11 protein-coding genes and 1 pseudogene are annotated in these 12,659 nt (G+C 65.1%); 6 read left to right on the top strand and 6 right to left on the bottom strand.

Annotation, left to right across the window (positions count from 1 at the left end; all coding sequences use genetic code 11):
* The 6 genes and pseudogenes from A2790_RS05735 to A2790_RS05710 all read left to right on the top strand — a co-directional run.
* Positions 1-1,454 (top strand): Mu transposase C-terminal domain-containing protein (locus tag A2790_RS05735; protein ID WP_293388575.1); only part of this gene is annotated, 1,454 nt, incomplete at its 5' end.
* On the top strand, positions 1,451-2,281 hold the full coding sequence (locus A2790_RS05730; RefSeq protein WP_293346516.1) for an AAA family ATPase: 831 nt from the start codon (positions 1,451-1,453) through the stop codon (positions 2,279-2,281). The genes A2790_RS05735 and A2790_RS05730, both read left to right, overlap by 4 nt.
* A gap of 177 nt (positions 2,282-2,458) precedes the next feature.
* On the top strand, positions 2,459-2,701 hold the full coding sequence (locus A2790_RS05725) for a DUF4160 domain-containing protein (protein WP_293346514.1): 243 nt from the start codon (positions 2,459-2,461) through the stop codon (positions 2,699-2,701).
* Positions 2,676-2,918 (top strand): DUF2442 domain-containing protein, encoded by a 243-nt coding sequence (locus tag A2790_RS05720; protein ID WP_293346511.1) that lies wholly within the window; start codon positions 2,676-2,678, stop codon positions 2,916-2,918. Before A2790_RS05725 ends, A2790_RS05720 begins: the two co-directional genes overlap by 26 nt.
* Before the next feature lie 13 nt (positions 2,919-2,931).
* Positions 2,932-3,543, top strand: coding sequence for a recombinase family protein (locus A2790_RS05715; RefSeq protein WP_293346508.1), 612 nt, complete (start codon positions 2,932-2,934; stop codon positions 3,541-3,543).
* A gap of 228 nt (positions 3,544-3,771) precedes the next feature.
* Positions 3,772-3,912: pseudogene (locus A2790_RS05710) on the top strand (IS481 family transposase); the annotation flags it as partial.
* Between the two features lie 198 nt (positions 3,913-4,110).
* On the opposite strand, the gene A2790_RS05705 reads toward A2790_RS05710, so the two are convergent.
* From A2790_RS05705 to A2790_RS05680, 6 genes are all read right to left on the bottom strand, one after another.
* Positions 4,111-5,346, bottom strand: a complete 1,236-nt coding sequence (locus A2790_RS05705) for a cytochrome P450 (RefSeq protein WP_293346505.1) — start codon at positions 5,344-5,346, stop codon at positions 4,111-4,113.
* Between the two features lie 427 nt (positions 5,347-5,773).
* Positions 5,774-7,042: a cytochrome P450 gene (locus A2790_RS05700; RefSeq protein WP_293388570.1), complete on the bottom strand. Its 1,269-nt coding sequence runs from the start codon at positions 7,040-7,042 to the stop codon at positions 5,774-5,776.
* Between the two features lie 30 nt (positions 7,043-7,072).
* Positions 7,073-8,731 (bottom strand): NAD(P)/FAD-dependent oxidoreductase, encoded by a 1,659-nt coding sequence (locus tag A2790_RS05695; RefSeq protein WP_293346499.1) that lies wholly within the window; start codon positions 8,729-8,731, stop codon positions 7,073-7,075.
* A gap of 4 nt (positions 8,732-8,735) precedes the next feature.
* On the bottom strand, positions 8,736-10,346 hold the full coding sequence (locus A2790_RS05690) for an acyl-CoA synthetase (protein WP_293388568.1): 1,611 nt from the start codon (positions 10,344-10,346) through the stop codon (positions 8,736-8,738).
* 12 nt (positions 10,347-10,358) lie between these two features.
* Entirely contained in the window at positions 10,359-11,447 is a 1,089-nt protein-coding gene (locus tag A2790_RS05685) for an acyl-CoA dehydrogenase family protein (RefSeq protein ID WP_293388566.1), read from the bottom strand.
* Positions 11,447-12,652 carry an acyl-CoA dehydrogenase family protein gene (locus tag A2790_RS05680; protein ID WP_293346490.1) on the bottom strand — a complete coding sequence of 402 codons (1,206 nt, stop codon included), beginning with the start codon at positions 12,650-12,652 and terminating at the stop codon, positions 11,447-11,449. Before A2790_RS05680 ends, A2790_RS05685 begins: the two co-directional genes overlap by 1 nt.
* Between the last annotated feature and the right edge of the window lie 7 nt (positions 12,653-12,659).

The raw sequence follows: 12,659 nt of genomic DNA, 5'->3' as shown, positions 1-12,659 counted from the left end.
TAGCCGCCGTCGGTCAGGCTCCAAACTGCCCACGATCGCGTGAAATCGGCGCCCACCATCGCGCGAAACGCGCGCCCACGATCAGCGAAATGCGCACCTTCGCAGCGAGGGCCGCTGGAGTCCCGCTCCGCACTGCGCAGCGCTGGCTGGCTCGTTATCGCATGCACGGCCTGTCAGGCTTGGAGCGTCTCACCCGCTCGGACGCGGGCGTTCGACAGACGCCGGCCGATCTCGTCGGCCTGATCGAGGGAATGGCGCTCAAGCGGCCGCGGGTCTCAGCCGCCACGATCCATCGGCGGGTCGCCGAGGCCGCAAGAGCCAAAGGCTGGCGCGCGCCATCTTACAGCACCGTGCACGCCATCATCGCGCGCCTCGAACCGGGGATGGTGGCGTTGGCTCACGATGGCATCGCCGGTTTTCGGGACCGTTACGAACTGATCCATCGCCATCGCGCCGCAGCGCCCAACGCGGTCTGGCAAGCCGATCACACCATGCTCGATCTCCTTATTCTGGACGAGCGGGGCAAGCCGGCTCGGCCCTGGTTGACCACGGTGCTCGACGACCATTCTCGGGCTGTCGCCGGCTACGCCGTCTTTCTCGGGGCGCCGTCCGCCTTGAACACCTGCCTCGCGCTTCGGCAGGCCATATGGCGCAAGAGCGAGGCGGCCTGGCCGGTCTGTGGTATCCCGGACATGCTCTACGTCGATCATGGCAGCGACTTCACGAGCCTGCACCTCGAACAGGTCTCGGCCGCGCTACGCTTTCAGCTGACGTACTCCGCCGTCGGCCGCCCGCAGGGCTGCGGCAAGATCGAGCGGTTGTTCGGAACGATCAATACGGAGCTGCTGCCTGAGCTTCCCGGCTGGCTATCCGGCGGCAAGGCGGCAGCTGCTCCGAGGTTGTCTTTGGCGGAACTCGATCGCGCCATCGGCGCCTTCGTGTCCGGCATCTACCATGTTCGCCCTCACAGCGAGACCGGTCAGACGCCGCTCGACGCTTGGCGTGGGGACGGCTTCCTTCCGCGCCTGCCCGACAACCTGGAAGACCTCGATCTGCTCCTCATCATGCACGCCAAGGCGCGCACCGTTCAGCGTGACGGGGTCCGCTTTCAAGGTCTCCGCTACGTCAGCCCCACGCTCGCCGGTTACATCCGAGAGTCCGTCACCATCCGCTACGATCCGCGCGACCTCTCTGAAATCCGGGTGTTCCATCGCGACCGGTTCCTCTGCCGTGCCGTCAGCGAGGAGCACGCCGGCAACACGGTGACGCTGAAAGACATTGAGGCGGCTCGCCGGGCGCATCGCCAGGCGCTCCGCAACGGCATCAACGAGCGGATCGCTCGCGTGGCGGATTTCCTCCCGGTCGCCGGCGCATCGTCCGGCGCCGCAAAGCCGGGGTCACCCGCCCGACCGACCCGATCGAAGCTCAAGATCTACGAGGAGGACGGGACATGATGACATCGAGCGTCCGCCGGCGGGAACCCACCTTCATCGCCACCAAAGAGCATCGACGCTTCCTCGAGTTCGCCAAAGCCGTTCGTCAACACCGCTATATCGGTCTCTGTTATGGGCCTGCCGGTGTCGGCAAGACGCTGTCGGCCCGCCGCTACGCTCATTGGGACCAGGCTGAGCCGATTCTTGAGCTTGGAGGCACGTCAGATACCATGACCGCCGAGGTCCTGGCGGTGATGGCCAAGACGCGGACTGTGTTTCTCACGGCCGCCGTAATGGGAACCCTGCGCGATTTGCGCGACACCCTGGGCCACAGCCTTGTCGCAATCAGTGCCTGCATCGAAGAGCAGCTACGCCGTGAGGGCGTAGAGGTTCCCCGACTCCACGTTCATCGACTGGTCGAAATGGTCATAATCGACGAAGCCGAGCGGCTGCAAACCGCCGCGCTCGAACTCGTTCGCGACATCTTCGACCGCACCGGCATGGCGGTGATCCTGATCGGAATGCCGGGCATGGAGAAGCGCCTGGCTCGATACCCCCAGCTCTACAGCCGAGTGGGCTTCGCCCACCACTATCGGCCGCTGCATCAAGAGGAACTCACCTTCGTTCTTACCCGCCACTGGCGCCAACTGGGCCTTTTGCTCGACGACGCCGACTTCACCGACGCCCAGGCGATCGCCACTATCGCCCGGATCACTGGCGGAAACTTCCGGCTGCTGCAGCGCCTCTTCATCCAGATCGAGCGCATCCTGAAGATCAACGGCCTGTCGGTGATCACCGACGACGTGGTCGAAGCTGCCCGGAGCACGCTCGTCATCGGCGCCATATAGCGCTGGAGATCATCCGCCATTTAGCGCTGAAGCTCACACCCCAATGGACACCTCGGAAGGTCGATTGGCCCACGAAAAAGCCAAATTAATCTATTGCCGAAAAGCTGATGGTCGGTGATATTTTTCGTGGCGATATTGGTTCGCTGAAGGCGCCAGGCCGAGAGGAAGAAGCGGCCCATGCCCACGGTGATGAATGTTGCCGGGTTCCGCTTCTTCTTCTACAGCCTCGAAGGGGCGGAGCCGCCGCACATCCACGTCGAACGCGACCAGTGCGCCGCCAAGTTTTGGCTCGATCCGGTCCAGCTCGCCGGCTCGCGCGGTTTTCGATCCCACGAGATGAACCGTATCCGCGCCCTGGTTATCGAACACCGCGTGGCATTCAAGGAGGCCTGGCATGGGCATTTCGGCACTGAAGCTTGATAGCGACGCGGTCGATGTCCAAACGACCGATCTGGCGTTGCACATCGTCCTGGCGGATGGGCGAGAACTGGACGCGCCGTTGGAGTGGTTTCCGCGTCTGCGGGACGCCACCCCCGAGCAGCGCAAACATTGGCGTCTGATCGGCGGTGGCCAGGGCATCCATTGGCCCGACATCGACGAGGACATCGCCGTGGCCACGCTCCTGCGGTCGAGCTGACCGGCGAGACCCGATGGCTTTGATTGGATATGCCCGTGTCTCGACACGCGAAGAGCGGCAGGTTCTCGATCGCCAGATCGATGCGCTGACGGCAGCGGGCTGCGAGAAGATCTTCGACGATCGGCTGAGCGGCGTTCAAGCCGATCGCCCGGGCCTGGTCGCCTGCCTCGGCTACCTGCGCGCTGGCGACGTGCTCACGGTTCTCGACCTTGATCGGCTTGGACGTCGGGCGCGGGACCTCATTGGGATGATCGAGGACCTCGAAAAGGAAGGCGTCGCGTTCAAGGCGCTCAATTCGCCGATGGATACGACCACGCCCGCGGGGCGCGCCTTCCTGCAGATCCAAGCCGCCTTCGCGGAAATGGAGCGCAATCTGATCCGACAGCGGGTCAACGAAGGTCTCACCGCGGCGCGCGCCAGGGGACGACAGGGCGGCCGCCCTCGGGTCATGACGCCGGAACGGCTGCGCTTCGCCCAGCACCTGATGGCCGACAAGAGCAGAACCATCCCTCAGATCTGTCGTGAACTGGGCGATATCCCCTCAAGCACACTCTATCACTACCTGCACGCCGACGGCACGCTGAAGGACCCTGGACAGCGTCTCCTCGCCTCCGCAGCGGCGTAAGTGAGCCCAACCGAGCCCGCGCCGGTCGGCGGGCCTGGCTCAGAAAAGCTGAATGTCGTTATTAATCAATAATTTGTCCCCCGTTTACCGGCGTAACATATTGAAATCACATAACTTCCTTAGCGTCACTTTTGGCGCCGATCTTACGAAAGGCCCACTCCGGGACCACGACAGCGATGCGCTGACGGTCACCAGGGCGCCGAAGAGCGCCGTTCCAACGCCAGCCGGGAGGCTATCGTGGTGGCCTCTCGCCAGAAGACGCTCCTGCCGCTCGATGATGTGCTGGGCTGCCTGACGGACACCGTCCCCAAGCTCAGCCGCAGCGCCCTGCACCGCTGCTTCCAGCGCCACGGCATCTCCCGGCTGCCGATCGAGAAGCGCAAGCGGTTCAAGACCTGCGAGCGTGGCGGTGGAGGCAGTTCAACGGCAACTTGTCTCCAGCCAGCTCGCCCGGAGAAGCACTTGGTCTGCTTGACGCGGCGCTCGCCACACTATCGTGAGATTATTGCAATGTCCGTTCGGGGCTGATCGAACCTTTGAACGCCGCTCGGCAATGACCTTGGGCCCCTAACGCGCATTCACCCTGAGATGCTGCAGCCCGCGGAAGAATGGCAGCGTGCGCCACGCCGGGGCTTCTTCGGGATCGCTGAGGCGAAGGTCCGGGAACCGATTGAACAGGCGCAGAATGGCGACCTGCGCCTCCATGCGGGCCAGCGGCGCGCCGATGCAGATGTGGGCGCCGCCGCCGAATGCGAGGTGCGGATGGTGCTTGCGGCTCACGTCGAAGCGGTGCGGATCCGAGAACATCTCCGGATCACGGTTGGCCCCGCGCAGCGAGACGAGCATCGATTGGCTGGCTTTGATCGGGCAGCCGCCGACTTCGATGTCCCTTGAGGCGATCCGGCTGGTTATGTCCACCGGGGGGTCGTACCGAAGCACCTCCTCGACGACCGCGTTGATGATGCCCGGGTCGGCCCGAAGCTTGGCCAACTCATCCGGATGGGTCAGCAGCAGGCGTACCGCGTTGCCGATCAAATCCGTTGTCGTGAGGTTGCCGCCCACCAGCAGCGCCGAAAGGTTTATGCGAAGTTCGGCGTCGCTGACCGGCAGACCTTCGGCCTGAAGCCCGGTCATGTCGCTGAAGAGGTCATCCTGCGGGTGCTTCCGACGAAGCGCGAGCATCTCGGTAAAATAGTCTGCGAGCGCCGGTCGGGCCCGTTCCAAATGCTCGGTCTGAGCGGCCGTCCGGAATGGGTTGAGACCCTGAATGACCCCCTCGGACCAGTCCCGAAACTCGCTCAGTCGTTCATGATCCACACCGAGAATCGCAGCGATGACATCGATTGGGATCGGCACGCAGAAGTCCGGCATCAGGTCGAAAGTCGGCTCGTGAGCGAGGCGGTCCAGGGCGACATTGACGATGCGCTCCACGTTCGGCCGCCCCTTCGCCACCCGGGCATAGAGCGCGCGAGCCAAGGGCTGGCGGATGCGGGCATGGTCGGGGTTGTCGAGACTGAGGATGCTGGTGGTCTCGCCGCGTGTCTCGCCCGGCACGGCATTCTCCAGCATCCGGCGCTGGAAGACAGCCGCCTCTTCGGCGCGAAGCGGATCTCGCCACATCTCAAGGTCTGAGACGGTCGCACGGACATCGGCGTAGCGCGTCAGAAAGTAAGTCCCCGCGGTTTCCTCGCGGTAGACCGGGCACTGCGACCTCAGGTTGTCGAGTACCTGATGCGGATCGTCCCGAAACTTCGCGTCCATCGGCGTGAGTTCGAAGATGTTGGGCAGCCGGTCAGCGGTCATGTGTCTGCGTCTCCAGGGCGAGGTGTTTGAGGAAGTCCGGAACCGCGCGCGGGCCGACCGAAGCGGTCGGCGACCAGGTCAAGGCCATCGGCTGTCTTGAACGCGACCCTGCGTGGCTCGGTCACCGACATGTCCCACCCTAACGACGCAGTCGCGGCGGCGGCCCCGCCACACCAGCCGGCCGAACGGGCAGGCCCAACGATCGCCTCTCGTTGCTGCGCCAGCCATGTTAGCAGGTTTATGGCGCGAACTAACATATATGTGTTGTAGATTTCGATGAGCGACGCCGCAAAGATCGAGCGAAACGACCAAACGAGGGAGCCTTCAGGAGAAGCTGAGCACCCGTTGGGAAGCGCGCCGCTCGAGTGGTTCTTCCTCGCCTGCGTCTCAACTCTCTGACGCCCGCCTTTCGGCCGCCAGGGCATGCTCAATGGCGGTGCGGAATGACCACGGGCATCGAAGAATAGCCCCGGATTAGCACCGACGGCACACGGCGGGGCTCTTCGACGACCCGGATCTCTGCAAACCGCGGCAGGATTTCCTCCCAAAGAATGCGCAACTGCAGCTCGGCCAGGCGATTGCCGACGCAGCGGTGGATGCCGAACCCGAACGACAGATGGTTGCGAGGCCGCTCCCGGTCGATGATGTAGGCGTCTGGATTGTCGATCGCCGTCTCGTCCCGATTGCCCGAGGCATACCAGATGAGCACCTTGTCACCCTTCTTGATGAGCTTGCCGCCAATCTCGAAGTCCCGGGTGGCGGTGCGCCTCATGTTCGACAGCGGTGTCTGCCAGCGGATGGTCTCCGAAACCATGGAGGGGATCAGGTCTGGGTTCGCCTGCAGTTTCCGTAGCTGTTCGGGGTTCTGGTTCATGGCCAGGATCGAGCCGGTCATCGTATTGCGGGTGGTGTCATTGCCGCCGATGATCAACAGGAGCAGGTTTCCGAGGTACTCCATGCGGTCCATGTTTCGCGTGGCCTCACCGTGGGCCAGCATCGAGATCAGATCGCCCTTGGGCGGGGCGTTGACCCGCTCGTTCCAGAGCCGCGTGAAATAATCCACACAGCCGAAGAGCTCCATTCCGCGCTCGGTCTCAAAGTCATCCGTGACGAATAGGCCCGAGTCAGGTCCCGCGGTGGCGATATCTGACCAGCGGGTCAGCTTGCGCCGTTCATCCCACGGGAAGTCGAACAGCGTGGCCAGCATCTGGGTGGTGAGTTCGATGGAGACCCGATCGACCCAGTCGAAGGTCTCGCCGATCGGCAGTTCGTCCAGGGTTTTCGCGATACGGCTGCGGATCAACGGCTCCATCAGGTGAAGGTTGGCCGGCGACACGATCGGGCTGACGGTCTTGCGCTGGACGTCATGCTTCGGCGGGTCCATCGCGATGAACATCGGAAGCGTGAAGTCTTCCTTGGGATCGAAGATGGTGATCGACGGCTCGGACGAAAACACCTCGTGGTTGGTGTCGACGGCCATGATGTCGGCGTAGCGGGTGATCGACCAAAACGCGCCGTCCGGGTGGTGGTGAGCCGGATGCAGATGGACCGGGTCCTCCTTGCGCAGCCGCTCCAAATACGGCCACGCCGTATCGGTGCGCCATAACTCGGTGTCGGCGAGATTGATGTCCTCCAACGGCATTGCGTAGGCTTTTGCGCGGGCCTCGGCCCTCAGATCGATCGAACCGTCGCTCATCGAAGTCTCCATGGCTCGTTCACTCGTCGATCAAGCCGACGCATGAGTTGTCGTCGTTCTAAGCAAAAATCCCTCGTAACCGTTGGCGGCGCTCGCCTGGCACATCTGCAGGTACATCGGCACGCCGCCGGGATAATTCAGCAGTTCCCGTGGCTTGCCGGGTATGTTGGCTCCCATGTACCAAGAGTCAGCCAGGGGAAAGAGCGTCATGGCGCCAACGGCCTCAACATGGTCCTTCCACGTCTGTTCGGCGGCGGGGGTCGCCTCGAACCGGCTCACGCCCGCGTCGCGCATGTGTTTCAGGAATTCGAGCACCCAGTCGCCCTGCAGCTCGGCGCAGGTGGGACCGTTGCAGAAGCCCGAGGGGCTCTGGGGCCCGTAGAGGAACAACAGGTTGGGGAAGCCGGCGCTCGCCATACCCAGGTGGGTCCGCGCGCCCTGCGCCCACTTGTCCTTCAGCGTCACCCCGTCGACGCCGCGGATGTCGATCTGCGTGAGCCCGCCGGTGACCGCATCGAAGCCGGTGGCCAGGACCAGGATGTCGAGGTCGTACTCGCCGTCTGCCGTCCTCACGCCGCCTGGGGTGATCTCCAGGATCGGGGTGGCCTTCAGATCCACGAGGCGCACATTGTCCTGGTTGAAGACGTCGTAGTAGGTCTGCTCCAGGGACGGGCGCTTGACCCCGAAGGGGTGCGGCGGCTCCCGGGGCGCTAGCTGCTCCGCCAGCTTCGGATCCCGGATGCGCGCCTGCACCTTTGCGCGCCAGAAGTCGTAGGCTGTACGATTGGCCTCCAGGTTCATCATTACGTCGTAGAAGGTCGAGGCCCAGAAGCTGAAACCACCCGCGGCCCAGCTCGCCTCATAGATGGCCTGCCGCTCTTCCGGCGAGACCTCGAGCGCAGACTTCCCGCTCGCGTGGAAGTCGAAGCCCCCGAAGCTCTCTCGCCGCCGCGCGAACCGGGCGGGGTAATCCCGTTTCATCTCGACCTGGGTCGCCTCGTCCAGCGCGCATTGCTGCATCGCCAGCGCCAGAATCGGCGTGCGCTGGAAAACCGTCAGCTCGGCGGCCACGGCCGCGGCTTCCTGCACCACCTGCACGCCGCTGGCGCCAGTGCCGATCACGCCCACGCGTTTGGCGGTCAAGTCCAGGCCGTTCTGCGGCCACCAGGCGGTGTGGTGCTTGGCGCCCTTGAACTGCTCCAGACCCTTGAGCTCGGGAACATAGGGCTTGGCGGCGAACCCCGTGCAAAGCACCAGGAACTGCGCCCGCACAGCGCCACCGTCCTGCGTCCTCACGGTCCACTGCTGCCGGCCTTCGTTGAATTCAGCGGCTTCAACGCGGGTGTTGAATCGGATGTCGCGGCTCAGATCGAGCTTCTGATCGACGTAACGAAAATAGCGACGAAGCTCGTCCCAGGCCGGGAACCGCTCGGTCCAGGTCCAGTCGCGCCAGAGGTCCTCGCTGGAGAACTCGTACATCGGGACGTGGGTGTCGACGCGGGCGCCAGGATAGCAGTTCCAGTACCAAATGCCGCCCAGGTCGGCTCCGGCCTCGAGCAGCCGCACCGAGAACCCCAGCTGGCGCAGGCGATGGAGCTGGTAGAGACCGGTGAACCCCGCGCCGACCACCAGGATGTCGAACGCCTCGGCGGCTTGGGTTTCGGACGGGATGCCAGATTGGGTTGTCATGACCTCACGCCAGTCCCAGGTCGCGCCGCGCGAAATCCGTGACCGTCTTGTAGTCGGCCTTGCCGTTCGAGGCCCTGAGAGGCACCCGGGTCACCAAGATGCGCTTGGGGGTCTTGTAGCCGGCCAGGCTGGCGCGCACGTGGCGGCGCACATCGTCCTCGTCGAACGCGGCGCCGCTCGCCACCGCCACCACGCCGGTCACGGCCTGGCCCCATTTGTCGTCGGGCACGCCGACCACCAGCGCGTCCTCAATCGCCGCGTGGGTCTTCAGCGCCTCTTCCACTTCTTCGGGATAGACCTTCTCGCCGGCGGTGTTGATGCAGGCGCTACCGCGCCCCAGGAGCGTCATGGCGCCATCGGCCTCTACCGTGCACCAGTCCCCTGGGATCGAATATCGCTGGCCGCCTATGGTTCGGAAGGTCTTGGCGGTCTTTTCCGGATCCCTGTAGTAGCCGAGAGGAATCGGGCCGCCGATGGCAATGATCCCGGCCTTGCCACTGCCGGGCTCCACAAGGTTCTCGTCCTCGTCGAAAACCTTGCACCGGGGACCGATCTGGAACGACGCCGTCCTGACCTCACCGTCCTTGGTCATGGCTGAGGAGCCGAAGCCAAGCGCCTCTGAAGCGCCGAAGGAATCCATCAGCGCGACTTGCGGAATATGGCGCAGCAGACCGGCCTTCACCTCGCGGCTCCACATCACGCCGGACGACACCATCGAGACGAGGCTCGAGGTGTCGAAGCGGCCCGGGTTCGCGTCGAGGGCCTGCAACATCGGCTTGGCGAAGGCGTCTCCGACGATGGCGATCGATTGCACCTTCCGGCGCGCCACAACCGACCAGAGTTCGCCAGCGTCGAACGAGGGGCTCTGCAGGGTCACGACGCACCCGCCGCCCATCATGCATCCAATCGCCGTGATGAGACCGGTTCCGTGCATCATAGGACAAGCTGGCAGGGTCCGACTTCCCGGACCGACGGCGCGGATCGAATCCAGGTGCGCCTCAAGGGATTCGGGCGCCGGGCCCAGCCGGCGCAGCGCGTCGAGTTGCGCTTCTCGCAAGTCGTCATGGCGCCACATCACGCCCTTGGGCATGCCCGTCGTGCCGCCGGTATAGATGAACAGCAGGTCGTCAGGGGATCGCTCGATGCCAAGCGGCGCGCCGTCACCGACTGTGGCCAGGTTCTCGTAGGATTCCGCGAAGGGCGGCGGCGCGCCCTCGTCGCCGACTTCGATGAACGTCACGACCTTGGACAGCCGGTCCTTGAGTTGCAGGATCGTTTCGCGAAACTCCGATCCGTAGATCACGGTCTGAGCGTCCGAGTCGTCGAAGATGTAGAACACCTCGTCGGGCTTGTAGCGGTAGTTGACGTTCACATGCGTCAGCCGGCCCTTGAAACAGGCGGCCAGGGCCTCGCCATATTCCGGCCGGTTGCGCATGTAGAAGGCCACCTTGTCACCCGGCCTCGCGCCGCGCGCCAACATTGCCCTGGCCAAGTTGTTTGAACGGCGGGTGGTTTCCCCCCACGTCACGACGCGATCGCCGTGAATGAAGGCGGGCGCCTCCGGCGGGACGACCCGCGGAAGCGCATCGAGGATTTCGCCGAAATTCCAAGCCATGCTCAGGTCCTCCTACGCCGCGATCCAGCCCTGCAGCCGCGCGGCTTCGTTGCGCACGGTTTCGGGGCCGCCAAGCAGCTGGCGATCGAGGCCGATCCGCTTGAACCAGTAGTGCAGCCCGGCGAGGTCGGTGAATCCCATGCCCCCGTGCACCTCCGTCGACGTCCGGGCGACGAGCCGGCCGACCTCTGAGAGATGCGATTTGGCATGGCAGGCCATCAGAGGCGCCTCATCCGGCATATGGTCGAACGCGTGGGCCGCGTACCAGACGAGCGACCGGGACGGCTCCAGAGCCGCCGCCATCTCGGCGCACATGTGCTTCACCGCCTGGAAGGATCCGATCGGCCGCCCGAACTGCCGGCGCTGTCCGGCGTACGCCACGGCCTGTTCGATCATCGCGGCGCCCGCGCCCAGGGTGTCGGCGGCCAGCATGACGCGTCCCGCGTCGACGATCCGGCGGGTCGTCTCGGGTCCGCTCCCCGGCAGCGGCTCGGCCGCCGCGCCGGACAGGCGCAGCTCGCCCACAGACCGCGTCCTGTCGATCGTCGGGAGGGCGATCAACTCAACGCCGACCGCATCCGCCGCGACCAGGTGCTGGCGCCCGGTTTCGTCGGCTACGACGATGACCTCGGCGTCGGCCGCATCGAGAACAAAGAGAGCGGCGCCCTCAAGGCGCCCGTTCTTGGCCCGGACGCCGGCGCCGTCGCGGCTCAGGATCGATTCCGTCACTGCGACGGCCGCCGTCGCCTCGCCTTTGGCGAGCCTCGGCAGCCAAGTCTGTTGCTGACCCGCCGATCCCCCGCTCATGATGGCCAGGGGCGCCATGACGTGCGCGCCCGTGAAATGCGCTGGGGCGACCCGATGCCCCAGCGCCTCGGCGACCAGGGCGGCTTCCAGGAGGCCAAGGCCCATGCCGCCGTACTCGGCGGGGATCAGGATGCCGGGGACGCCAAGGCCGGCCAGGCCCGCCTTGAGCGTGGCGCTCACGACCTGCGGCCCGGCCGCGGTATCGCGAACGTGCTGCATCGGGCAGGCGTCGGCCAGATACCGCGCGACGCTGTCCTGCAGCATGCGCTGCTCGCTCGAGAGCCCGAACTCCATCAGCGGGCTCCCTCCGCCGCGAGCTTCGGCTCGCGCGGCATGCCGAGCCCGCGCTCGGCGATGATGTTCTTCTGGATTTGGGCAGTGCCGCCGCCGATGATCAAGCCGAGCTGGAACATGTAGTTTTGCTGCCAGGCGCCGTGATCTCGCAGGTGCGGCGCCTCATCGTAGAGCACACCCAGTTCGCCCAGGGCGTCGATGCCCAGGGCGGAGATCTGGTGGGCCAGTTCGCAGGCCTGCAACTTGACGACCAGCCGCGCCAGCCCGGCCTCCCCGCCGTTGGCCGACGCGCTGAGCACGCGCAGCCCGTTGAATTTCATGGCGGCGATCTCGGCCTGTAGCCGCACCAGGCGGTCGCGCAGAACGGGATTGTCCATGATCGCCGCGCCGCCCGCGGTCTCGGTCCGCATCAGCTCGACAAGCGCCTGGAACCGGGACTCCAGCTGACCGGGATCGCCCAGCATTCCGCGCTCGTGCTTCAGCGTCGTGTTGGCCACGATCCAGCCCTGTCCGCGCTTTCCGACGATCTGCGACTTCGGAACCCTGACGTCGGTGAAGAACGTCTCGTTGAACTCCGCCCGCCCCGTCATGGTCACGAGCGGCCGAACCTCGATGCCCGGCGTCTCCATCGAAAAGATGAGGTAGCTGATCCCGTCGTGCTTGGCCTTGTCCGGCTCGGTGCGGACCAGACAGAAGATCATGTCCGCCTCGCGCGCGGTGCTGGTCCAGATCTTCTGGCCGTTGATGACGAAGTCATCCCCGTCCTCGATCGCGCGCGTCTGGAGGCTGGCGAGATCCGAGCCCGAGCCCGGTTCGGAATAGCCTTGGCACCAGATGACTTCGCCTCGGATCGTCGGTCCGATCCATTGCCGCTTCTGGTCCTCGGTCCCCAACTCCAGCAGGGTCGGAACCAGCATCGAGATGCCCTGGTTCTGCAGTCCGGGCGGAACCCCCGCATAGGTGAACGCCTCGCCGATGATCCGCGACTTCAGGATATCCGGCGCGGCGCCAAAGCCGCCATACTCCTTGGGGATGGTCCGCGCGGCGTAGCCGTGCTCGATCAGCAACTTCTGCCAGGCCACCGCTTCTGGGGACGGACGCTGCGCGCCCCCGCGCCCCTTGGGCGCCGCGTCGCGATGCGCGTCCAGAAAGTCGAGAACCTCCTGTCGGAAGGCCTGGTGCTCGGGACTGTAGGTCAGGTCCATCGGCGGG

Source organism: Phenylobacterium sp. RIFCSPHIGHO2_01_FULL_69_31, assembly GCF_001824475.1.
GTDB lineage: Bacteria > Pseudomonadota > Alphaproteobacteria > Caulobacterales > Caulobacteraceae > Phenylobacterium.
The sequence above is the reverse complement of the archived record's forward strand: the minus strand, read 5'-3'. Positions and strand labels throughout refer to the sequence as shown.

Excerpts from the sequence above, each read along its gene's own strand:
- A2790_RS05700 (WP_293388570.1), bottom strand. The coding sequence starts at position 7,042 with ATGAGCGACGGTTCGATCGATCTGAGGGCCGAGGCCCGCGCAAAAGCC.
- A2790_RS05705 (WP_293346505.1), bottom strand. The coding sequence starts at position 5,346 with ATGACCGCTGACCGGCTGCCCAACATCTTCGAACTCACGCCGATGGAC.
- A2790_RS05685 (WP_293388566.1), bottom strand. The coding sequence starts at position 11,447 with ATGGAGTTCGGGCTCTCGAGCGAGCAGCGCATGCTGCAGGACAGCGTC.
- A2790_RS05725 (WP_293346514.1), top strand. The coding sequence starts at position 2,459 with ATGCCCACGGTGATGAATGTTGCCGGGTTCCGCTTCTTCTTCTACAGC.
- A2790_RS05680 (WP_293346490.1), bottom strand. The coding sequence starts at position 12,652 with ATGGACCTGACCTACAGTCCCGAGCACCAGGCCTTCCGACAGGAGGTT.
- A2790_RS05690 (WP_293388568.1), bottom strand. The coding sequence starts at position 10,346 with ATGGCTTGGAATTTCGGCGAAATCCTCGATGCGCTTCCGCGGGTCGTC.
- A2790_RS05720 (WP_293346511.1), top strand. The coding sequence starts at position 2,676 with ATGGGCATTTCGGCACTGAAGCTTGATAGCGACGCGGTCGATGTCCAA.
- A2790_RS05695 (WP_293346499.1), bottom strand. The coding sequence starts at position 8,731 with ATGACAACCCAATCTGGCATCCCGTCCGAAACCCAAGCCGCCGAGGCG.
- A2790_RS05715 (WP_293346508.1), top strand. The coding sequence starts at position 2,932 with ATGGCTTTGATTGGATATGCCCGTGTCTCGACACGCGAAGAGCGGCAG.
- A2790_RS05730 (WP_293346516.1), top strand. The coding sequence starts at position 1,451 with ATGATGACATCGAGCGTCCGCCGGCGGGAACCCACCTTCATCGCCACC.